The organism is Sphingomonas sp. AP4-R1 (assembly GCF_013113735.1).
Lineage (GTDB): Bacteria > Pseudomonadota > Alphaproteobacteria > Sphingomonadales > Sphingomonadaceae > Sphingomonas_I.
This window is the reverse complement of record NZ_CP053346.1, coordinates 3259204-3280045: the sequence shown is the minus strand read 5'-3', so window position 1 is coordinate 3280045 and position 20842 is coordinate 3259204. Positions and strand designations below refer to the sequence as shown.

The 20842-nt window shown below is 67.5% G+C and carries 22 protein-coding genes and 1 tRNA gene; 16 read left to right on the top strand and 7 right to left on the bottom strand.

Going from position 1 to position 20842, the window contains the following annotated elements; genetic code table 11:
- The first annotated feature begins 11 nt into the window (after positions 1 to 11).
- The 7 genes from HL653_RS15235 to HL653_RS15205 all read left to right on the top strand — a co-directional run bounded on the left by HL653_RS15235 (position 12) and on the right by HL653_RS15205 (position 9538).
- A complete protein-coding gene (locus HL653_RS15235; protein WP_171745274.1) occupies positions 12 to 1667 on the top strand; it encodes an alkaline phosphatase family protein in 1656 nt (551 codons plus the stop codon).
- Between the two features lie 363 nt (positions 1668 to 2030).
- Positions 2031 to 4535 (top strand): TonB-dependent siderophore receptor, encoded by a 2505-nt coding sequence (locus HL653_RS15230; RefSeq protein ID WP_171745273.1) that lies wholly within the window; start codon positions 2031 to 2033, stop codon positions 4533 to 4535.
- Positions 4536 to 4679: 144 nt separating this feature from the next.
- Positions 4680 to 6257, top strand: coding sequence for a flavin monoamine oxidase family protein (locus HL653_RS15225; protein WP_171745272.1), 1578 nt, complete (start codon positions 4680 to 4682; stop codon positions 6255 to 6257).
- A 25-nt stretch (positions 6258 to 6282) separates the two neighbouring features.
- Positions 6283 to 6672 carry a cytochrome c gene (locus HL653_RS15220; RefSeq protein ID WP_171745271.1) on the top strand — a complete coding sequence of 130 codons (390 nt, stop codon included), beginning with the start codon at positions 6283 to 6285 and terminating at the stop codon, positions 6670 to 6672.
- Positions 6673 to 6912: 240 nt separating this feature from the next.
- The gene (gene rnc / locus HL653_RS15215) at positions 6913 to 7584 is read left to right on the top strand and encodes a ribonuclease III (protein ID WP_171745270.1); all 672 of its coding nucleotides are present in this window, start codon (positions 6913 to 6915) and stop codon (positions 7582 to 7584) included.
- Positions 7581 to 8474 carry a GTPase Era gene (gene era, locus HL653_RS15210; protein ID WP_171745269.1) on the top strand — a complete coding sequence of 298 codons (894 nt, stop codon included), beginning with the start codon at positions 7581 to 7583 and terminating at the stop codon, positions 8472 to 8474. Before rnc ends, era begins: the two co-directional genes overlap by 4 nt.
- A gap of 134 nt (positions 8475 to 8608) precedes the next feature.
- A complete protein-coding gene (locus tag HL653_RS15205; RefSeq protein ID WP_171745268.1) occupies positions 8609 to 9538 on the top strand; it encodes an aspartyl protease family protein in 930 nt (309 codons plus the stop codon).
- A 12-nt stretch (positions 9539 to 9550) separates the two neighbouring features.
- Here HL653_RS15205 and folE read toward each other — a convergent pair whose 3' ends face one another.
- The 4 genes from folE to HL653_RS15185 all read right to left on the bottom strand — a co-directional run bounded on the left by folE (position 9551) and on the right by HL653_RS15185 (position 12302).
- Positions 9551 to 10150 (bottom strand): GTP cyclohydrolase I FolE, encoded by a 600-nt coding sequence (folE, locus tag HL653_RS15200; RefSeq protein ID WP_171745267.1) that lies wholly within the window; start codon positions 10148 to 10150, stop codon positions 9551 to 9553.
- A 93-nt stretch (positions 10151 to 10243) separates the two neighbouring features.
- Positions 10244 to 10328: transfer RNA gene (locus HL653_RS15195), tRNA-Leu, on the bottom strand.
- A gap of 45 nt (positions 10329 to 10373) precedes the next feature.
- Positions 10374 to 10781 (bottom strand): DUF805 domain-containing protein, encoded by a 408-nt coding sequence (locus HL653_RS15190; protein ID WP_171745266.1) that lies wholly within the window; start codon positions 10779 to 10781, stop codon positions 10374 to 10376.
- A gap of 12 nt (positions 10782 to 10793) precedes the next feature.
- Positions 10794 to 12302: a YifB family Mg chelatase-like AAA ATPase gene (locus HL653_RS15185; RefSeq protein WP_171745265.1), complete on the bottom strand. Its 1509-nt coding sequence runs from the start codon at positions 12300 to 12302 to the stop codon at positions 10794 to 10796.
- 109 nt (positions 12303 to 12411) lie between these two features.
- Here HL653_RS15185 and HL653_RS15180 point away from each other — a divergent pair, with 109 nt between their 5' ends.
- From HL653_RS15180 to dapE, 9 genes are all read left to right on the top strand, one after another.
- Positions 12412 to 12723 carry a PGPGW domain-containing protein gene (locus HL653_RS15180; RefSeq protein WP_253716915.1) on the top strand — a complete coding sequence of 104 codons (312 nt, stop codon included), beginning with the start codon at positions 12412 to 12414 and terminating at the stop codon, positions 12721 to 12723.
- A gap of 117 nt (positions 12724 to 12840) precedes the next feature.
- Entirely contained in the window at positions 12841 to 12975 is a 135-nt protein-coding gene (rpmH, locus tag HL653_RS15175; RefSeq protein ID WP_171747005.1) for a 50S ribosomal protein L34, read from the top strand.
- Between the two features lie 92 nt (positions 12976 to 13067).
- Positions 13068 to 13346, top strand: a complete 279-nt coding sequence (gene rnpA / locus HL653_RS15170; protein ID WP_253716913.1) for a ribonuclease P protein component — start codon at positions 13068 to 13070, stop codon at positions 13344 to 13346.
- Positions 13343 to 13555: a membrane protein insertion efficiency factor YidD gene (gene yidD / locus HL653_RS15165; RefSeq protein ID WP_171745263.1), complete on the top strand. Its 213-nt coding sequence runs from the start codon at positions 13343 to 13345 to the stop codon at positions 13553 to 13555. The genes rnpA and yidD overlap by 4 nt, the downstream gene beginning before the upstream one ends.
- 21 nt (positions 13556 to 13576) lie before the next feature.
- Positions 13577 to 15292: a membrane protein insertase YidC gene (gene yidC / locus HL653_RS15160; protein WP_171745262.1), complete on the top strand. Its 1716-nt coding sequence runs from the start codon at positions 13577 to 13579 to the stop codon at positions 15290 to 15292.
- Entirely contained in the window at positions 15289 to 15945 is a 657-nt protein-coding gene (yihA, locus tag HL653_RS15155; protein ID WP_253716910.1) for a ribosome biogenesis GTP-binding protein YihA/YsxC, read from the top strand. The genes yidC and yihA overlap by 4 nt, the downstream gene beginning before the upstream one ends.
- Positions 15946 to 16196: 251 nt before the next feature.
- Positions 16197 to 16478, top strand: a complete 282-nt coding sequence (locus HL653_RS15150; protein WP_171745261.1) for a hypothetical protein — start codon at positions 16197 to 16199, stop codon at positions 16476 to 16478.
- Positions 16479 to 16554: 76 nt separating this feature from the next.
- On the top strand, positions 16555 to 17220 hold the full coding sequence (locus HL653_RS15145; protein ID WP_171745260.1) for a glutathione S-transferase family protein: 666 nt from the start codon (positions 16555 to 16557) through the stop codon (positions 17218 to 17220).
- Entirely contained in the window at positions 17220 to 18350 is a 1131-nt protein-coding gene (dapE, locus tag HL653_RS15140) for a succinyl-diaminopimelate desuccinylase (RefSeq protein ID WP_171745259.1), read from the top strand. The genes HL653_RS15145 and dapE overlap by 1 nt, the downstream gene beginning before the upstream one ends.
- A gap of 22 nt (positions 18351 to 18372) precedes the next feature.
- Here dapE and HL653_RS15135 read toward each other — a convergent pair whose 3' ends face one another.
- From HL653_RS15135 to HL653_RS15125, 3 genes are read right to left on the bottom strand one after another with little or no spacing between them, the layout of a single operon-like run.
- Positions 18373 to 18912 (bottom strand): Smr/MutS family protein, encoded by a 540-nt coding sequence (locus HL653_RS15135; protein ID WP_171745258.1) that lies wholly within the window; start codon positions 18910 to 18912, stop codon positions 18373 to 18375.
- Positions 18887 to 20155, bottom strand: coding sequence for a murein transglycosylase A (locus HL653_RS15130; RefSeq protein WP_171745257.1), 1269 nt, complete (start codon positions 20153 to 20155; stop codon positions 18887 to 18889). Before HL653_RS15130 ends, HL653_RS15135 begins: the two co-directional genes overlap by 26 nt.
- A gap of 26 nt (positions 20156 to 20181) precedes the next feature.
- Positions 20182 to 20835 carry a Tim44/TimA family putative adaptor protein gene (locus HL653_RS15125; protein WP_171745256.1) on the bottom strand — a complete coding sequence of 218 codons (654 nt, stop codon included), beginning with the start codon at positions 20833 to 20835 and terminating at the stop codon, positions 20182 to 20184.
- Between the last annotated feature and the right edge of the window lie 7 nt (positions 20836 to 20842).

Below are 20842 nucleotides of genomic sequence, written 5' to 3'. Positions count from 1 at the left end.
ACGGGCGCACGATGACCAAATTCCTGCTCGCGCTCCTCGCCTCCGCCGTCACTCCCGCGATCGCCGCTGCCGCCCCGCCGCCGCAGAAACCGAAGCTGATCGTGATGATCGCGGTCGACCAGTTCTCGGCCGAACTGTGGGAGAAGTATAAGGGCAGCTATACCGGTGGCCTGAAGCGGCTGGATGGCGGCGTCGCCTTCGCGCAGGGCTATCAGAGCCACGCCGCGACCGAGACGTGCCCCGGCCACTCCACGATGCTGACCGGGCGCCACCCGTCCGGCACCGGCATCGTCGCCAATGAGTGGATCGATCGCGCCACCGGCAAGCCGGTCTATTGCGTTTCGATCGCCGGACATGACGGCGCCACCGATCGCGGCGCGCTCAACATCAAGGCGACCACGCTCGGCGACTGGATGAAGGAGGCCAACCCGGCCAACCGCGTCGTCACCATCTCCGGCAAGGATCGCGCGGCGATCGCGCTGGCGGGCCATAAGGCGGATGCCGTTTATTGGTGGAATGACGGGGACGGCTTCGTCACCTCGTCATTCGCGGGCCCGTCGACGCCAGCCGTCACCGATCTGTCGAGCAGCTTCAATGCCGACGTGCTGGCCCGCTGGAAGCAGTCGCCGCCCGCTCTGTGGCCGGCTGCGGCGCCCGCCTCCTGCACCGCGCTCGCCAAGCCCCATACCTTCGGCACCTTCGCGGAATCGGGCCAGATCCCGCCGGAATTCGTGCAGGGCGTGACCGACGGTGCGGATTTCCCGGCATCGCCCGCCTTCCAGCTCCAGCTCCGCAACAGCACCCTGTTCGATCCGCTGGTGGAGGAATTCGCCGGCAAGGTGATCGACGGCATGAAGCTGGGCCATGGCGCCGGCACCGATCTGCTCGGGGTGTCCTTCTCGGCCACGGATTATGTGGGCCACCGCTTCGGCAATGGCGGCGCCGAGATGTGCGTGCAGCAGCAGGTCGTCGATGCCGCGATCGGCCGCCTGCTGGCGAAGATCGACAGTCTGCACGTGCCCTATGTCGTGGCGCTGACCGCCGATCACGGCGCCACCGACGCCGCCGAGCGCGAAACCGAGAATGGCACGCCCGCGCAGCGCATCGACGCCAGGAGCATCGTCATCGGCCTGAATGCCGCGCTGCGCCAGAAGCTGTCGCTGGATCGGGATCCGCTGATCGGGGCCGATGCGAACGAGCTGTATTTCCGCCCCGGCCTCGATGCCGCGACCGCCAGCGCGGTGACCGCCGCCGCCGTGCCGTGGCTGAAGGCCCGCCCGGAAGTGAGCGACGTGCATACGCGCGCCGAGATCGAGGCGGTGCCGATGCCGCGCGGCGAGCCTCGCTCGCTCACGATCCTGCAGCGGTATCGCGAAAGCTACGATGCCGAGCGCAGCGGAGACATTTTCATCGCTTTCCAGGAGCGAGCGAGCATCGGCCTGCCCAAGAAATTCGGAGATTCGGTCGCCGGGCATGGCAGCGTGTGGGATTATGATCGCCGCGTGCCGATCCTTTTCTGGTGGCCGGGCGTGCGCGGCGCCCAGCCGACGGCGGCGGCCGAGACGGTCGATATCGCCCCCACGCTCGCAGCAATCGCGCGCATTCCCGCCCCGCCCGTCGATGGGGCGTGCCTGAAGTCCGTCGCAGCGAGCCGCTGCGGCCGCTGACCGACGTTTTCCCGCGCACAGGACAGGTGCGCGGGAGCTTTCCTGACTGTTGCTCGAACGCAACTATTGTCCGCTTACGTTTAAGTAAGCGGCACTTGATGATGCTTGCCCGCTTGCCAAGTGCGTCACGAAACTGAAGCATCAGCCCCGGAGCAAAACATCGCGCTCCCAAGGCCGCATAGGCCGATTTGACGCGTAGCAGGAACATCGAGCGCAGGATTTCAGCGTTGAACCTCGAAAATCGAGGATTCAGCGAGTGCTTTTCTGTGCCCTGGACACAAGGGGCCAAGATCGGGCGAGCCCCCGCCTGTGACAGAGGGAGGATGCTGAGCGGCATTGGTTTGGCAATGCTGGGGATGTTCCATGTCTATTTCCCGATCGACTTCGATGATCGCGCTCGCAATTGCTCTTGCCGGCGCCGTGCCGGCCTTCGCCGCCGATCCCGCGCCGGATCAGGGTGCGCCCGATGATGCGATTATCGTCACCGGCACGCGCGCCATCGGCATCACGGCGGCGGAAAGCGCCGCGCCGATCAAGCTCGTCAGCGCCGATGCGATGACCCATGTCGGCCAGCCCAACCTCAATCAGGTGCTGACCCAGCTCGTGCCGAGCTTCACCGCCCAGGCCTTCGGCGGCGATGCGGCCAACCTTACGCTCTCGGCCGCGCTGCGCGGCCTGAACCCGAACCAGACGCTCGTGCTCGTCAACGGCAAGCGCCGCCACGGGACCGCCAACCTGCAGGTCCTGTCGAGCGCCTTCCAGGGCGGTGCGGCGCCCGATCTGGATTTCATCACCCCCGCCTCGATCGACCATGTCGAGGTGCTGACGGACGGCGCCTCGGCCCAATATGGCTCGGACGCGATCGCGGGCGTGGTCAACATCATCCTGAAAAAGAAGGAAGGCGGCTCGATCTCCGCGACCGGCGGCCAGACCTATGACAGTGACGGCGAGACCGCCTCGACCTCGATCAACTACGGCATCGTCAATGATCGCGGCTATCTGAACCTCACCGCTTTCTATCGCTTCCACAATTACACGCAGCGCGGCCAGCAGGACATTCGCGTGCTGGATCCGGTGACCGGCGCGGTCGGCGGCACGGGCGCCCTCGCCGCCGATTATCAGGCGATGCCGAACTTCCCGCGCGTGAACCCGATCGTGGGTGACGCCCGCTCGCACTTCGCGGTCGGATCGTTCAACGCCGGCTTCGACGCCTCCGACAATCTTTCCTTCTACGGTTTCGGCACGGTCGGCTATCGCGATGCCAAGGCCTATGAGAATGTCCGTCTGCCCAACCGCCTCGTCCGCACCGCCGTTCTCGGCGTGGACCCCGGCACGGTATCGGCCGCGACCTACAACGCCACGCTGGCCGCCAATCCGAGCTACATCTTCTCGCGCACCGGCTTCCGCCCGCAGGAAGCGTTCAAGGAAACCGATTATTCGGCGACCGGCGGCGCCAAGGGCAGCGTCGGCGGCTGGAATTGGGATCTCAGCACCACCTTCGGCCTCGATCAGGCCAAGGTCTACACGCTGAATTCAGCCAATCGCGACCTGTTCATCGATACGGGCTCGACGCCGACCGACTTTTACGACGGCAAGTTCGAGAATTTCGAATGGACGTCCAATTTCGACGTGACGCACAGCTTCGGCGACATCGCATTGCTGGCGGCCGGCGCCGAATATCGCCTGAACAGCTACACCATCTCGCAGGGCGATCCCTTCTCCTACTACAAGACGGGGGCGCAATCCTTCCCCGGCTACAGCCCGGCGGCATCCGGCGGCCATCGCCGTCATAACTGGGCGATCTACGGCGATCTCGCGCTCACGCCGGTCGAAGGCCTGAAGCTGGACGGGGCCGTCCGCTACGAGGATTATTCGGACTTCGGCAACAAGACGACCTGGAAGATCACGGGTCGCTACGACTTCAACGACATGATCGCGATCCGCGGTACGGCAGCCACCGGTTTCCGCGCGCCGACCCTGGCCGAATCCTACTACACGCAGGTCAACGTCTCGCCGAACTCCTCCTTCGTGCAGCTGGCGGCCAATTCGCCCGCGGCGAAGATCCTCGGCATCCCCGATCTGAAGCCGGAAACCTCGACCAACTTCTCCGGCGGCTTCGTCTTCCGGCCCGTCCCGCGCCTGACCATCACGGTCGACGCGTTCCAGATCCGCCTGAAGAACCGCATCGTCGGCAGCTCGCAGATCAACAGCCTGACGGTGGGCGACGCCGTGTTCCGCGCGGCGCAGGCATCGGGCTACACGCTCGAAACCTTCGCCAATTCGGGCATCGTCGCCTTCGTGAACGGGCCGACGACGCGCACGCGCGGCGTGGACATCGTCGCCAGCTACGATGCGGACTTCGGCTCTTACGGTCGCGCCAGCTTCACGCTGTCGGGCGCCTACAACAAGACGACTCTGCGCAGCGAAGGCGCCAATCCGGCGCCGATCGGGGCACTCGGCCAGTCCGTGTTCGACATCTCGCAGCAGAGCTATCTGACCGATGCCACGCCGAAGCTGAAGCTGATCGGCGGCGTGAACTGGACCCTCGGCAAGTTCAGCGTCACGGCGCGCGAAACCTATTATTCGAAGACCAGCGCGATCTACAACGATGGCGGCGGCCTCTATACGCCGACCCGGATCAAGGCCGCCGGGATCACCGATCTGGAGGTGGGCTACAAGCTGACGCCGAAGCTGACGCTGGCGGTGGGCGCGAACAATCTGTTCGACAAGGATCCGGAAGCCGAGCCCTATCTCGCCGCGTTCGGCGAAACGGCCGGCGGCGGCGTCGTCTACAATCAGCCGCTGACCTATTCGCCCTACGGCATCAACGGCGGCTATTATTATGGTCGCGTAACCTTCGATTTCTGATGCCGGAACGGGGCGTCGGCCATGCGCCGGCGCCCCTTCTTTTTTCCCCAGCTTGACAGCGCGATGCGCCCGCCGATCAATGGCACACGTCACGCATCGCCCACCGGTTTTCCGAACCGGCTTCCCGACGAGAGGATTGCTTTCATGACCATGTCACGCCGCGCCTTCCTGGAGGGGCTCAGCGCCGTCGGCGGCACGTCTCTGCTGCTGATGGGCCTCGATGCGTTCGGCATGGGCATAGCCTCGGCCCGCACCGCTCCGCCCCCGCTGCAGGGCGGCGGCACCGGCAAGAAGGTGGTGATCCTGGGCGCGGGCGTCGCCGGCCTCACCTCGGCCTACGAACTCGGCAAGGCCGGCTATGACGTGACGATCATCGAGGCGCGCGCCTTCGCCGGTGGCCGCTCGCAGACGGCGCGCAAGGGCTTCCAGCTGACCGAACTGGGCGGCCAGACCCAGACCTGCCAGTTCGACGACGGCTTCTACATCAATCACGGCCCTTGGCGGATCCCGTTCCACCACCGCTCGACACTCCATTACGTGAAGGAGTTCGGCGTCGAGGTGGAGCTGTTCAACAACGACAATGACAATGGCTTCATGTATTTCACCAAGGGCAGCGGCCCCCTGGCGAACAAGCCGGTCCGCAAGCGCGAAGTGGCGGCCGACATGCGCGGCCATTCCGCCGAAATCTTCGCCAAGCTGGTGCAGGGCGGCGCGCTCGACAAGCAGATGGACGCCGCCGATCGCGAGCAGTTCCTCGAATATCTCTCGGCCGAAGGCTATCTGAAGGGTGAGGCGCGCACCTATGCGGGCGCCGAGGGGCGCGGCTGGATCACGAAGCCGGGCGCAGGCCTTACGCCGGGCGAGGAAGCACCGATCTTCGGGCTGGGCGACGTGCTCCATTCGCAGGCGTGGAAGGTCCTCTCCTCCATCTCCGACTGGGACCAGCAGCGCACGATGTTTCAGCCCAAGGGCGGCATGTACATGCTGCCGATGGGCTTCGTGACGAAGGGCGGCGTCGGCCCCAAGATCCGCTATTCCACCGTGGTCGAGAAGATCCGCCAGAACGCCAAGGGCGTCGAGGTGTCGGTGGTCGACGGATCGGGCCAGCGCAGCGTCGTCAAGGGCGACTATTGCATCTGTACGATCCCGCTCTCGGTGCTGAAGTCGATCGACACCGGCTTCTCCGCGCCGTTCAAGGCGGCGATGGACGGCTGCGCCTATGCGCCGGTCGGCAAGATCGGCCTGCAGATGAAGCGCCGCTTCTGGGAAGAGGATCACTGGATCTACGGCGGCCATGTTTACACTGACGAGGCCGAGATCGGATCCATCTCGCTGCCCTCCACCGGCTGGCTCGGCCAGAAGGGCGTGCTGCTGGGTTATTATCAGTTCATGGCGGATGCGGCGAAGGTCAGCGCCCTGTCACCGGCCGATCGCGCGAAATTCGCCGTGGATTTCGGCCAGAAAGTGTTTCCCGCCTATGCCGAGAGCTTCGAAAATGCTTTCTCGGTCGCATGGCACCGCGTGCAATATAATCTGGGCGGCTGGGGCATGTGGAGCGACGAGGCGCGTGCGCGCGACTATCCCGTGCTGCTGCAGCCGCAGGGCCGCGTCTATCTCGCCGGCGAGCATCTCTCCTACATCGGCGGCTGGCAGGCCGGCGGCATCGAGAGCGCCTGGATGCAGATCGAAGCCCTCCACAAGCGCGCCTCCGCCGCCGCCTGATCGTTCGCCAACAGCAGGATCCATCATGACGAAGCTCGGTATCGCCTTCCTCGCCGCCACCCTCTCCGGTGGCCTCGCCGCCCCCGCGCTCGCCGCACCCGACGGCAAGGCCTTGTTCGCGGGCAATTGCGCCGCCTGCCATCAGGCCGCCGGCGAGGGCATTCCCGGCGCCTTCCCCGCGCTCGCCAAGAACAAGTTCGTGGTCGGCGATCCGAAGCTCGTCGCGGCGACCGTGCTGAACGGCCGGGGCGGCATGCCCTCCTTCCGCGATTCGCTGAAGGACGACGAACTGGGCGCGATCCTGAGCTTCGTCCGCACCAGCTGGAGCAACAAGGCGCCGCCGATCCCCGCCGCCACCTTCGCCGCCGTCCGCACCGGCAAGGCGCAGGCCAGCCGCCCGATGCCGGTGCATTGATCGGCGGAAAAGGCTTCCATCGGGATAGAGCCCCGCACGGATAGGCCCGAACCGGAGAGGCGATGCGTCACCTCTCCGGTGGCGCGGATCGCCGACGGGAAAATCCGCGAACATCGGTTCTTTTTCGATCCCTAGCGCTGAACCGGCGGGTCCGGCGGGTGTCGCGCCCGCGCCCGAAACCCCGTCTCCGCCGCGCCCCGGCGCCTTGACAGTCTCCCTCCCCGCCCCCACCCACGGGCGATGACGGACCCCCTCGCCGCCTGGATCGCTGAGCGCCTGGATCACACGCCGGGCGACCTCGCCCTCTTCCGCCGCGCGCTCACCCACGGCAGCCACGCGCAGGATCATTACGAGCGGCTCGAATTTCTCGGCGATCGCGTCCTCGGGCTGATCGCCGCCGCCTGGCTCTATCGCCGCTATCCGAACGAGCCCGAGGGCAATCTCTCGATGCGCTTCAACGCGATCGTCAGCGGCGAGACCTGCGCCGCGATCGGTCGCGAGATCGGCGTGCCCGCCATGCTGATCCTCGGCAAGCAGGCGCGCGACGACGGCGCGCAGGGCAGCGACAATGTGGTGGGCGATGTGGTGGAGGCGCTGATCGGCGCGCTCTATCTGGATGGCGGCCTCGCCGTGGCGGAGCGCTTCGTCCACCGCGTTTGGGAAGAGCGCGTCGAGACGGTCGCGCGCGCGCCCAAGCATCCCAAGTCCGAACTGCAGGAATGGGCGGCGGCGCATCGCTGCAAGCCGCCCGTCTACACGATCGAGGGCCGCTCCGGCCCGCATCACGCGCCCAGCTTCACCGTGACCGTCACGGTCGCGGGACGCGGCGGCGGCAGCGCCACTGCCGAGGGAACATCGAAACAGGAGGCGGAGACGGCAGCCGCCCAGACATTATTGGGGATGCTCGGATGAGCCAGAAATGCGGTCTCGTCGCGGTGCTGGGTGCGCCGAATGCGGGCAAGTCCACGCTCGTGAATGCGCTGGTCGGCCAGAAGGTCGCGATCGTCAGCCCCAAGGCGCAGACGACGCGCGCGCGCCTGATGGGCCTCGCCATCGAGGGCGAGACGCAGATATTGCTCGTCGACACGCCCGGCATCTTCGATCCGCAGCGCCGGCTGGATCGCGCGATGGTGTCGGCCGCGTGGGGCGGCACCGAGGGCGCGGACCTGATCGCGCTGGTGATCGACGCCAAGGCCAAGTTCAACAGCAAGGCCCGCACGCTCGTCGATCAGATCGCGGCGCATTCCGAGCCCAAGATCGTGATCCTCAACAAGGTGGACGTGGCCGACAAGGGACCGCTCCTTACGCTCGCCTCGGAGCTGCAGGCCATGCTTAACCCGCAAGCGATCTATTTCGTCTCGGCGATGACCGGCGACGGCATTCCCGAGCTGAAGGCCGAACTCGCCAAGCGGATGCCCGAGGGCCCGTGGCATTTCCCCGAGGATCAGGTGTCGGACGCCACCGACCGGATGCTGGCGGCGGAAGTGACGCGCGAGCAGCTCTATCTCCAGCTCCACGCCGAGCTGCCTTATGCCAGCGCGATCGAGACCGAGAAATATGAGGATCGCAAGGACGGCTCCGTCGCGATCCACCAGCAGATCCTCGTCGCGCGCGAGACGCAGAAGGCGATCGTGCTGGGCGCCAAGGGCGCACGCCTGAAGGAAATCGGCCAGCGCGCGCGCACCGAACTGTCCTCGATCCTCGGCAAGCCGGTCCACCTTTTCCTGCACGTGAAGGTCAATCCGCGCTGGGAGGAGGATCGCACGCTCTATCAGGATATCGGGCTCGATTGGGTGGACTGAGGCGCGCTTTGGGTATGCGCCTTTCGGCGCATCGCCGAACCAGCCCGCTCCTCCACCCCGCGCCCCTTGCGAAAGGCCCGGATCGGGCGCACTCTCCGCCCGTGTCCGCAGCATAGCGGGCCGGGAGGTCGGTCATGGGCATGCACGCGCTAGGCTTTCTGCTGGCGGGGTTTGCCTCGGTGATCACGCCGGTCATGCCCTCCTTCATCCTCGGCAGCGGGCCCGAGCCTGAAGAGACGCTCGCCACCTCCGTGGATCGCGGCGATCGCATGACGGTCGCCACCCACGTCAACGGCACCGGCCCGTTCAGCTTCACGATCGATACCGGCGCGGACCGCAGCGTCGTTTCCGATCGCCTCGCCACGCGGCTGGCCCTGCCGACGGGCAAGACCGTGACGGTCTATGGAATCGCCGGGCCGCTCCCCGTCTCCACCGTGATGCTCGATTCGATCCGGATCGGCCAGCGCGAGCGCAAGGGCATCGCCGCCCCGGTCCTGCCCGAACGGTCGCTGGGCTCGATCGGCTTCCTCGGCATCGATGCGCTGAAGGACCAGCGCGTGCTGATGGACTTCCGCCACAACCGCATCACCATCGCCAACTCAGCGCGCGAGGCGATGGAGGGCGAGGATGGCGTGATCGTCGTCACCGGCCGCAGCCGCTTCGGCCAGCTGATCCTGACGGACGCGCGCGTGGCCGGCATCAAGGTCCACGCGATCATCGATACGGGCGCCGAGAACACGATCGGCAATCTCGCGCTCCAGCGGATCATGGCCAAGCGCCATATCGGCGGTCCGGGACGGATGACGACGATCGTGGGCGTCACGGGCGCCGAGCTTCCGGCCGAGGCCTCCAGCATCCCGCGCATCCGCCTGGGCGGTCTGCTGATCGGCGACATGCCGATCGCCTATGCCGACGTGCGGACCTTCGCTTTGTTCGGCATCGACGACAAGCCGGCCATCCTGGTGGGAATGGACGTGTTGCGCGGCTTCGAGCGGGTGGCGGTGGACTTCAAGGAGCGCGAGGTGCGGTTCCGGGTGGGCACTGGTCCGATCGGAGCCAGCTGATCGTCCTTCCGATCAATATCCCATCAGGGCAAGCACTTCGCGGCGGCTTCTCTCGTCATCCTTGAAGACGCCCATCATGCGGCTGGTCGTCATGCCCACGCCGTGGACGCGCACGCCCCGTCCGGTCATGCAGCCATGCTGCGCCTCGATCACCACCGCCACGCCGAGCGGGTGGAGATGCTCCCAGATGCAGTCGGCCACCTGCGCGGTCAGCCGTTCCTGCACCTGCAGGCGCTGGGCGAAGCCATGCAGCACACGGGCGAGCTTGGAGATGCCCACGACGCGCTCGGTCGGCAGATAGGCGATCGACGCGGTGCCGACGATCGGCGCCATGTGATGCTCGCAATGCGACTGGAACGGGATCTGCTTCAGCAGCACGATCTCGTCATAGCCGCCCACCTCCTCGAAGGTGCGGTGGAGATGCGTGGCCGGATCGACCAGATAGCCCTGGCAATATTCCTTCCAGGCGCGCGCCACGCGGGCCGGCGTATCGAGCAGGCCCTCGCGCTCGGGATCGTCCCCGGACCAGCGGATGAGGGTGCGGATCGCATCGGCCACCTCGTCCGGCACCGGAAGTTTCGGGGGAGCCTCGGGCTCGGTCGTTCCGCTCATCGATCCTGCGCCGGATGAGAGCCTGGCCATCCGAGAGGGAAGCCGCTGCGCTTCCGGACCCAACACGTAACAGGCTCATTCAAAGTCTAGAATTGGTGCCCCTGGCCGGGCTCGAACCAGCACTCCTTGCGGAATCCGATTTTGAGTCGGACGCGTCTACCAATTCCACCACAGGGGCACGCAAACGAGCGGTTAGCCGAGCGAAAGCGGCTCCGCAACTGCATCAAAGCGTCCGGGGCGGTCCCCACTGGTTCACGACGGGCCAGGTCGCCTGCGTGTAGAAGATCAGCAGCACCAGCCAGCCGATCACCGGCACGAAGAACAGCAGCAGCCAGCCGCCGCCATGATTGGCGTCGTGCAGACGCCGCACCGCGACCGCGATCGTGGGGATCAGCATCCCCAGCCAGAACATCACCGAGAGGAATCCGCCATTCCAGTCGGCCATGCCGGCCATGCCCCAATTGTAGGTCTGCCAGCTGCGATCGAGATGGCCGAAGCCCAGCATCTGATCGATCGTGGCGAAGACCAGCCAGCCGATCGCCAGAAACAGCATGAAGCTCCAGAATTCGGCGCGATCGGATCGGCCGCGGAAATCGGCATAGCGGCGCAATGGAGTGATCAGGTCGTTCACGGGGCTTCTTCCTTAGGCACGGGGCGGCTGGCGACGATAGCTCAGCGCTTCGGCAATATGAACGCGCCCAACGCCCTCGCTGCCCGAGAGGTCCGCAATGGTGCGCGCGACGCGGAGCACGCGATGATAGCCGCGCGCCGACAGCCGCATCGCCTCGGCCGCCTGGGCGAGAAGTTTACGGCCGGGTTCTTCGGGCGTTGCGATGCGATCGAGCAGCGGGCCTTCCGCCTCGGCGTTGGTGTGCGCGGATTCGCCGGCGAAGCGCTCGGTCTGGATCGCGCGGGCGGCCGCGACGCGGGCGCGCACTTCGGCCGATCCCTCTGCGGGTGGCGGCAGCACGAGATCGGCGGCGCTCACGCCCGCCACCTCGACATGAAGATCGATCCGGTCGAGCAGAGGCCCCGACACCTTCGCCTGATAATCGGCCGCGCAGCGTGGCGCGCGCGAGCAGGCCTGCGCGGGATCGCCGAGATGGCCGCAGCGGCAGGGGTTCATCGCCGCCACCAGCTGCACGCGCGCCGGAAAATTCACGTGATTGTTCGCGCGCGCCACCGAAACGCGGCCGCTTTCCAGTGGCTGGCGCAGCGAATCGAGCGCGACGCGCTGGAATTCGGGCAGTTCGTCGAGGAACAGCACGCCCAGATGCGCGAGACTCACCTCGCCCGGCTTCACCTTGAGCCCGCCGCCCACCAGAGCGGCCATCGAGGCGGAATGATGCGGGCTGCGGAAGGGCCGCGTGCGCGACAGACGGCCGCCCTCCAGCGTGCCCGCGACGCTCGCCACCATCGACACTTCCAGCGCCTCGGCCGGCGTGAGCGGCGGGAGGATGCCGGGCAGGCAGGCCGCCATCAACGACTTGCCCGCCCCCGGCGGCCCGACGAACAGCAGATTGTGCGCGCCGGCCGCCGCGATCTCCAGCGCGCGCTTGGCCGTCTCCTGCCCCTTCACCTGACGGAGATCGGGACCGGACGCCGCATCCTCGGCAGGCCCCGGCCTGGGCGCCGCGAGCGCGCCGACGCCGCGCAGATGATCGAGCAACGCCATCACGTCCGGCGCGGCGACCACTTCGACCGATCCCGCCCACGCGGCCTCCGGCCCCTGCGCAGCGGGGCAGATCAGCCCCAAGGAGCGCTCCGACGCGTGGATCGCGGCGAGCAGCACGCCGGGCGAGGCGGCGATTCGCCCGTCCAGCCCCAATTCGCCCACGACGAGATAGGCAGCGAGCGTCTCCGCATCGACCACGCCCATCGCCCCGAGCAGCCCCAGCGCGATCGGCAGATCATAATGCGATCCCTCCTTGGGCAGATCGGCCGGCGAGAGATTCACGGTGATGCGCTTGGGCGGCAGCGCAAGGCCGATCGCCTGCAGCGCGGCGCGCACGCGCTCGCGGCTTTCGCCCACCGCCTTGTCGGGAAGCCCCACGACGACGAAGGCGGGCACGCCCGGCGCCACCTGCACCTGCACCTCGACCGCGCGCGCTTCCAGCCCCAGGAACGCCACCGTCGCCACATGCGCGACCAAGATCGTTTCTCCCCCCGCCCCGTGCCGGTGATAGCGCCTTTTGAAGGCGGAACAACGGAGGAACGCATGCCGACGGAACCTTCCGCCCTCCCCGCGACTTGCAGAGGACATGGCACAGCCCCCATATCGCTGGTCGATGAAAGCAAAGTCCGAACATATGCGGCTTTGTCTGCTTGCCCTCGGCTGGTTCCTGGTCGTGCTGTCGCCGGTTGTCGGCGTGCTGCCGGGGCCCGGCGGCATCTTCCTGTTCGCCCCGGGCCTCGTCCTCCTGCTCCGCAATTCGGCCTGGGTCCGCAAACGCTATGCGATGCTCAAGCGGCGCTGGCCGAAGGCGGGCCATATGTGCGATCAGGCGATGCGCCGGCAGAGCGCGCTCCGCCGCCAGCGGATCGCCAAGGCGCGCGCGCTGGGAACGGATTGACTTTCCACCCTCTTGCCCATAGTGGCAGCGCCCTACGGCCGCCGCTCGTTCCGGCGGCCTTTTGCATTGCGGGTGGCCGGTTGTTCCGGCGCCACGACGCCAGAGGGATTGATTGAGATGAAGCGGACCTTCCAGCCGAGCAACCTGGTGCGTAAGCGTCGCCACGGTTTCCGTAGCCGCAGCGCCACGCCCGGCGGCCGCAAGGTGCTGGCCGCCCGCCGCGCGCGCGGCCGCTCCAAGCTCTCCGCCTGAGCATCACGCCCGAATCGCTGCCGGAGGCACCCTTGAGGGGCCTTCGGCGCAGATCCGAATTCCTTGCCGCCAACAGCGGGAAGCGCGTCGCGATGCCTGCCTTCGTCCTGCTCGTCCGCCCGCGTGGCGATGGCGATACGGCGCTGGGCATGGGATTCACCGTCACCAAGAAGATCGGCAACGCCGTGGTCCGCAACCGGATCAAGCGGCGTTTTCGTGCGCTCGCTCGCACGCTGTATCCGGGCGAGGGCGTGGCCGGTGCGGATCATATCCTGATCGGCCGCTCCGCCGCGCTGACGCGCGACCATGCCGATCTTGTCCGCGACCTCAGCAAGGCGCTCGGCCGGGTTCGGCGCGACATCGCGTCATGATCGCGCGGCCGCTGATCTGGGTCGCCCGCTTCTGGCAGATCGGCCCGTCCCGCCTGTTGCCGCCGACCTGTCGTTATTCGCCGTCATGCTCGGCCTATGCGATCGAGGCCTGGACGCGCTATGGGGCGCTCGCCGGCACCTGGCTGGCGGTGAAACGCTTGAGCCGTTGCCACCCCTGGGGCGGCTGCGGACATGATCCGGTCCCCTGATCCGAGGTTCTTGAGAAAAACGTGCAAAATCAGCGCAACCTGATCGTGGCGATCGCCCTGTCGGCGATCATCCTCATCGGCTGGTCGTTCCTAGCGGAACGCTTCCTGCCGCCCTCGAATCCGCCGGCGACCAAGATCGTCGACGGCAAGGTGGTGCCGCTGCCCAAGCCCGAGGCGATGCCCGACAGCGGCAATGCCGTGCGCGATCGCGCCGTGGTGATGCGCGAGACGCCGCGCGTGGCGATCAGGACGCCGCGCGTCGAGGGCTCGATCAACCTCAAGGGTGCCCGGATCGACGATCTGGTGCTGCTCGATCATCGCGAGACGATCGCAAAGAACAGCCCGCCCGTCCGCCTGCTTTCGCCCGGCGGCACGCCCGACGCCTATTTCGCCAGCTTCGGCTGGAGCGGCGACAATGTGACGCTGCCCAATGGCGATGCGGTGTGGAAGGCGGACGGCACGACGCTGACGCCCGAAAAGCCCGTCACGCTCACGTGGGACAATGGCCAGGGCCAGCGCTTCGCGATCCGCTTCGCGATCGACGCCAATTACATGTTCACGGCCACGCAGCGCGTGGAGAATGTCGCGCCCAAGCCGGTGACGTTGCGCCCCTACGGCCTCGTCAGCCGCGTCGGCGTGTCGAAGGATCCGTCCAGCTGGACGATGCACACCGGCCCGATCGGCACGTTCAACAACGCGACCGATTATTCGGTGAGCTTCAAGGATCTGGACAAGGCCGGCGCCGCCGGTCAGCGCTTCCAGACCACCGGCGGCTGGATCGGCTTCGGCGACAAATATTGGCAGACGGCGCTCGTGCCCGCGCAGAATGTCGCGGCCGATGCCGGTTTCCGCGCCGGTGACGGCGGCCGTTACCAGGCCGACGTCGCCTCCCCCGCGCAGACCGTCGCGCCGAACGCCTCCGCCACCAGCGAGCAGCGCTTCTTCGCCGGCGCCAAGGAAGTGTCGGTGCTGGATGCCTATCAGGCGCAGGGCGTCGCCAAGTTCGATCGCGCGGTGGACTGGGGCTGGTTCGTCTGGTTCGAGAAGCCGATCTTCTACCTGCTCGACTGGCTGTTCACGCATGTCGGCAATTTCGGCGTCGCGATCATCCTGCTCACCTGCTGCGTTCGCGCGCTGCTATTCCCGGTCGCCCAGCGCCAGTTCGCGTCGATGGCCTCGATGCGGAAGGTGCAGCCGAAGATGAAGGCGCTGCAGGAGCGTCACAAGGACGACAAGCAGACGCTGCAGCAGGAGATGCTGAAGCTGTATCAGGCCGAGAAGGTGAATCCGCTCGCCGGCTGCCTGCCCATCTTCATCCAGATGCCGATCTTCATCGCGCTCTATAAGGTGCTGATGCTCTCGATCGAGATGCGTCACCAGCCGTTCGCGCTCTGGATCCGCGATCTGTCCGCGCCCGATCCGCTGACGCCGGTGAACCTGTTCGGCTATCTGCCGTTCGATCCGCCGGGCTTCCTCCACCTGGGCGTGCTGGCGATCCTGCTGGGCGTCACGATGTGGCTGCAGTTCCGCATGAACCCGCCGGCGGGCGATCCCGCGCAGCAGCAGGTGATGCAGATCATGCCGTGGATGATGATGCTGTTCTTCGCGCCGCTCGCGGCCGGCCTGCAGCTTTATTATGTCGCGAACAATCTGCTCAGCCTCGCGCAACAGCAATATCTCAACCGGCGTACACCCGGCCTGAGGGACAGTCTGGCGACCCCGGCGAACAGCAAGTGACCGGGGACCTGCCCGAAATCGACGAAGCGGAGCGGATCGAGACGGCGCGCAAGCTGTTCGCCGGCCCGATCTCGTTCCTGAAGTCCGCGCCGGGCCTCCAGCATCTGCCGGAAGCCGATCTGCCGGAGGTGGCCTTCGCCGGCCGCTCCAACGTGGGCAAATCCTCGCTGCTGAACGCGCTGACGAATCGCAACGGCCTCGCCCGCACCTCGAACACGCCCGGCCGCACGCAGGAGCTGAACTTCTTCGAGGTGGGCGAGCCCCCGGTGATGCGCCTCGTCGACATGCCCGGCTATGGCTTCGCCGAGGCGCCCAAGGACATCGTCCGCAAATGGCGCTATCTGGTGAACGATTTCCTGCGCGGGCGGCCGACGCTGAAGCGTGCGCTGGTGCTGGTCGACAGCCGCCACGGCCTGAAGAAGGTCGATCTCGAGATGATGGAGATGCTGGACAAGGCCGCCGTCTCCTATCGCCTCGTCCTGACCAAGTCGGACAAGGTGAAGGCGAGCGAACTGGCCACCGTCGCCGCTGCAACGGTGGCCGAGGCGCGCAAGCATGCCGCCGCGCATCCCGAGATCCTCACCACCTCTAGCGAAAAGGGCGGGGGCATTCCCGAGCTGCGCGCCGCGATTCTGGACGCGATGAAGGCCTGAGTACCTCCCTCGCTCCGTTCGGTTCGAGCCTGTCGAGAACCCCTTCTCTTGCGCCGCCGCAGCCTTCTCGATTGCGATCTCGGCAGGCTCGATCGCCGCTCGGAGCAAACGGGCAGAGCAGCTCGCGCTGCATCGCACAAAAATTCTTCGCGCCGACGCAACATTGACATCGTTTCGCTCGTAAATTGAGCGGACGGCCCGTTGTGGCCGTGCGGGATTCGGCCGGGCTTCCGGCCGGAGGGGGGGGCACGATGAGCTATATCGACTTCCGCATGAAGCCGGCGGCGCCGAAGGATGGCCGCGCCGATTCCCCTGCCCCGGCCACGTCGCCCTCCCACCGCGAATCCGCCCCGAAGCGCGCCTCCGATCGCTCCGCCGTGCTGATGACGGGCGGATTGATCGTCACGATCGTGGCGCTGGTGTTCGCGCTGGCGCTGGCCTCGATCCGCGAGCCCTTCACCGCCGCGATCGTCACGATCATCCTGCTGCTGCCGACGGCGTCGTTGCTGGGCGGTGACAAGCATCGCCGTTGAGCAACCCGGATCTCGCGGTCGACGCGGCTGCGCTCCGGCTCGACTAAACGCCCCAAGCCCCGCTAAAGGCCGGGCCATGCTCAAGCTCATCATCGGCAACAAGGCTTATTCCAGCTGGTCGCTGCGCGGCTGGCTCGCGGTCCGTCAATCGGGCCTGCCGTTCGAGGAGATCGTCGTCCCGCTCTACGACGACGAATGGGACAAGCGCCGCGAGGGCGCCGAATTCGCCCCCTCCTCGGGCAAGGTGCCGATCCTGTGGGATGGCGAGGCGGTGGTGTGGGACAGCCTCGCCATCATCGACTATCTCGCCGACAAGGTGGGCCGCGACGTTTTCTGGCCCAAGGACGACGCCCCCCGCGCCTGCGCGCGATCGATGGCGGCGGAGATGCACAGCAGCTTCGTGGCGCTGCGCCGCAATTACAGCATGAACGTGCGCCGTTCCTTTCCGGCGGCGCCCGTCAGCCCCGAAGCCGCCGCCGACATCGAGCGCGTGGTATCGCTCTGGGCCGAGGCGCGCTCGCGCTGGGGCGCGGGCGGCCCCTTTCTGTTCGGTCAATTCTCGGCGGCGGACATCATGTTCGCGCCGGTCATCACCCGCTTCATCACCTATTCGCTCCCCATCCCCCGCTTCGCCGCCGTCTATGGCACGGCCGTGCTGACCCACCCGTTCATGGCGGACTGGCTGGCCGCCGCGCAGGACGAACCCTGGGTGATCGAGCGGTTCGAGCAGCCGGTCGCCTGATGCCCGAAATCGATCCCCTCGACTTCACCACGCAGCTTCTCGCCTGCAACAGCGTGACGCCCGCCGATGGCGGGACGCAGGCCGTGCTGGCGGACGCGCTAACGAGCATCGGCTTCGAGGTGCATCGTTTCCATCATGGCGAGGCGCCGGACGGGCCGATCGCCAATCTCTTCGCCACGCGCGGGAACGGCGGGCGGCACTTCGCCTTCGCCGGACATACGGATGTGGTGCCGCCGGGCGAAGGCTGGGAGAGCGACGCCTTCACCCCCACGGTGCGCGGCGAATTGCTCTACGGGCGCGGCGCGGTCGACATGAAGGGCGCGATCGGCGCGTTCGTGGCCGCCGCCTCGCGCGGGCAGCCGGACGACGGCACGCTCAGCCTGATCATCACCGGCGACGAGGAAGGCCCCGCCACCTACGGCACCAAGGCGCTGATGGCATGGATGGCCGAAAAGGACATCCGCCCGGACATGATCCTGGTCGGCGAACCGACCTCGTCGGCGCGGCTGGGCGACACGATCAAGATCGGCCGGCGCGGTTCGGTGAACATGTGGATCGAGGTGCCGGGCGTGCAGGGCCATGTCGCCTACCCCCACCTCGCCAGCAATCCGATCCCGGCCCTCGCCTCGGTCCTGACGGCTTTGTCCGCCATGCCGCTCGATCCCGGCACCGACTGGTTCCAGCCGTCCAATCTGGAGATCACCGAGATCGCGGCCGACAATCCGGCGGCCAACGTGATCCCCGGCCATGCCCGCGCGCGACTCAACATCCGCTTCAACGATACGTATCGCGGCGGGGATCTGATCGAGCAGGTGCGCGAGATCGTCGCCGGCCATGCGCCGGAAGCGACGCTGACCGCGCGCATCTCGGGCGAAGCCTTCCTGACGGCGCCCGGCCCGCTCTCCACGCTGGTGGCCGACGCGATCAGCGATGCGACCGGCCTCGCGCCCGAGCTGTCGACCAGCGGGGGCACCTCCGACGCGCGCTTCCTCTCGACGATCGCGCCGACGGTGGAATTCGGCCTGCTCAACGCGACGATGCACAAATTGGACGAGGCGGTCGCCATTCCCGATCTGCATATGCTGGCGGACATCTACGCGACGATCATCCGGCGGGCACTGGCGAACTGAAGTCGTACCGGACGACGCTCCGCTACCTTTTCCGCCGCAGCACCACGTAGAGCGCCCCCGCCCCGCCGTGGCGCGGATGGGCGTTTCGGACGGCCGCGATGCGCCCGGCATGCGGCGAGAGCGCGAGCCAATCGCCGATGCTCGCCCGGATCAGGCCGCGCTTGGGCTCGATATCGCCGCGTCGGGGCGGGCGCCCGGTGACGATCAGCAGCAGGCGCGCGCCGTCCGCGATCGCACGGGCGAGCGCCTGATCCAGCGCCGCATGCGCGCCCGCCAGATTGTGGCCGTGCAGGTCGATCGAGCGATCCGGCGCGACCAGCCCGCGCGCGAGCCTCTTGTCCCAGCCACCGTCGAGCGTTTCGCCCGGCACGGCCCGCGCGGTGGGCTGCGCCGGGTGCGGGGCGGATGCGCGCGGGGCGGGCGCGGCGCGGATGATCTCGATTTCCTCGGCCAGGAGCGGCGCATCTACCTCAAGGCGCACCCGCTTGCCGAGCGGGCGCACGGTCGCCGCCACGCGCGACCATAAGGTGCGCTCCTCAGCGGTCAGCCTGCGATCGCGCACTGCCGCCCCGCACGCCATCCTTGCGCAATGCCATCCGCGTGATCGCGCCCTTCGGCAGCAGCAGCCACGCCTTGCCCCGGCCGGACATGCCGCCCGCCGTCGTCCGCGCCGCGACGCCCGCGCCCCAGAAGGTATCGACCCGATTGGCGCCCTTGATCGCGCCGCCCGTATCCTGCGCCACCCACAGACCGCTCGCCTCGGGCCGGTCGAGCGAGAGCAGGATCGGCGCGCCGAGCGGGATGAACTTCGGATCGGCCGCCACGCTGCCCCGGCCCGTCACCGGCACGCCCAGCGCACCGAGCGGCCCCGCCCCGATCAGTTCCTTGAAGAAAACGAAGCTCTTGTTCGTATTGAGGATATCGTCCGCATCGCCGGGATGGCCGCGCAGCCAGCCCATCATGCCCTGCATCGATGTGGCATAATCGGTGCCCGGCCCGATCAGCCCGCGATCCCGCATCACCTTGCCGATGCCGACATATTCGCGGCCATTCTGCCCGTCATAGCCGATCCGCATCACCGTGCCGTCGGGCTGGATCAGGCGGCCGGAGCCCTGGATCTGCAGGAAGAAGAATTCGATCGGATCGCGCGCCCAGGCGATCTCCAGCCCCTGATCGGCGAGCGCGCCACCCTCGATCGCGGCACGATCATGATAGAGCTGAAAGCGGCCGTCGACGATGCGGCCGCGCTGCTTCTTGCCCGACGTCACCGTGCCGGCCGTGCCCGGATCGACATCCACCAGATCGGGCGGGCGGCGATAGACGGGCGTGTCGTAACCGGGAATGTGCGTGCGCGAACCTGCGATCTCGGGTTCGTAATAGCCGGTGGCGAAGGCCTTGCCGTCGCCCACGATCGCCGTTTCGAACCATTGCGCGAAGAAGGCCGGGCCATCCACGTCGAGCCGTCCCATCGCGTCGTCGCACGCGTCGCGCCAGTCCTGCGGCAGCGTCAGTCCGCTCCCGTCGGTGCGGCGCACCAGCACGGGGCAGGACGTGCGGAACGCCGCCATCGCCCTGCGGGCATTTTCGGGCGTGAGGCCGAGCGTATCGACGGCGGGGCCACGCTCGACGCCCAGTTCGGCCGCCGTCTGGGGGCCGGCCGGCTGCGGACGGGCCGGCGGCGTCGCCGGGCGGGTGGGATGAGACGGACGCGCCGGGGGCGCGACCGGCCGCCGTGGCTTGGGCGATCCTGCGCAGGCGGCAAGCGCCAGCAGCATCGCCAGCGCGGCGACCTTGCGGAAATTCATGCTGAGCACGCGGTGTCGGCCGCGACTCAGATGGCTTCGTCGGTCTCGGTCAGCGTCCAGTTCGGATCGGGCGAGCGCAGCGCCCGGCTGAACGTCCAAACATCGTGCGTCGGCACGGCATCGGTCAGCGAGCCGGCGATCACATGACCGTCGGCATCGCGCGTGACGGCGGCGATATCGGCATCGAACCGCATCCGGATATGGGCGGTCTGCCCATCGACGGTCGCATCCTCGATCTGGGCGTTCTCGATCGTGACGAGCCGGTTATCCAGCACATGGCCGGCCGCCTTGCGCTCGACGATCGCGGAGGTGAACGCATCCGCCACCTCGCCATCGACCAGCTGGCGCAGCTCTTCCTCGTCCCCGCGCCAGAAGGCTTCGAGGATCATGCGATAGGCGCCCTTCGCGCCATCCACGAAGTGGACGACATCGAACTTCGGATCGGCGGACGCGATGGCGCGCAGCCCCGCATTCGCGGCGGGCGCGCTGGACAGTTCCTGTCCGGCCACCACCGTCTGATCCTTGCCCGGCAGCGGGAGGGGCACGCTCGGGCGCGCTGCGGGAACGCGCTCCAGCGGCTTGGTGAGGGTCTGCTCATGGCCCGTCCGCCGCCCCAGCACGCTCCAGAGGCGCAGGGCGACGAAAACAAATACCATTGCAAGAACGATTACCGTGGTCACCCAGCCT

Coding starts and splice junctions, on each gene's coding strand:
- yidD (WP_171745263.1), top strand. CDS start 13,343: ATGATCGCGCGGCCGCTGATCTGGGTCGCCCGCTTCTGGCAGATCGGC.
- HL653_RS15130 (WP_171745257.1), bottom strand. CDS start 20,155: ATGAATTTCCGCAAGGTCGCCGCGCTGGCGATGCTGCTGGCGCTTGCC.
- HL653_RS15220 (WP_171745271.1), top strand. CDS start 6,283: ATGACGAAGCTCGGTATCGCCTTCCTCGCCGCCACCCTCTCCGGTGGC.
- folE (WP_171745267.1), bottom strand. CDS start 10,150: ATGAGCGGAACGACCGAGCCCGAGGCTCCCCCGAAACTTCCGGTGCCG.
- rnpA (WP_253716913.1), top strand. CDS start 13,068: ATGCCTGCCTTCGTCCTGCTCGTCCGCCCGCGTGGCGATGGCGATACG.
- HL653_RS15205 (WP_171745268.1), top strand. CDS start 8,609: ATGGGCATGCACGCGCTAGGCTTTCTGCTGGCGGGGTTTGCCTCGGTG.
- HL653_RS15235 (WP_171745274.1), top strand. CDS start 12: ATGACCAAATTCCTGCTCGCGCTCCTCGCCTCCGCCGTCACTCCCGCG.
- HL653_RS15145 (WP_171745260.1), top strand. CDS start 16,555: ATGCTCAAGCTCATCATCGGCAACAAGGCTTATTCCAGCTGGTCGCTG.
- rpmH (WP_171747005.1), top strand. CDS start 12,841: ATGAAGCGGACCTTCCAGCCGAGCAACCTGGTGCGTAAGCGTCGCCAC.
- HL653_RS15225 (WP_171745272.1), top strand. CDS start 4,680: ATGACCATGTCACGCCGCGCCTTCCTGGAGGGGCTCAGCGCCGTCGGC.
- rnc (WP_171745270.1), top strand. CDS start 6,913: ATGACGGACCCCCTCGCCGCCTGGATCGCTGAGCGCCTGGATCACACG.
- era (WP_171745269.1), top strand. CDS start 7,581: ATGAGCCAGAAATGCGGTCTCGTCGCGGTGCTGGGTGCGCCGAATGCG.
- HL653_RS15150 (WP_171745261.1), top strand. CDS start 16,197: ATGAGCTATATCGACTTCCGCATGAAGCCGGCGGCGCCGAAGGATGGC.
- HL653_RS15230 (WP_171745273.1), top strand. CDS start 2,031: ATGTCTATTTCCCGATCGACTTCGATGATCGCGCTCGCAATTGCTCTT.
- HL653_RS15180 (WP_253716915.1), top strand. CDS start 12,412: ATGGCACAGCCCCCATATCGCTGGTCGATGAAAGCAAAGTCCGAACAT.
- dapE (WP_171745259.1), top strand. CDS start 17,220: ATGCCCGAAATCGATCCCCTCGACTTCACCACGCAGCTTCTCGCCTGC.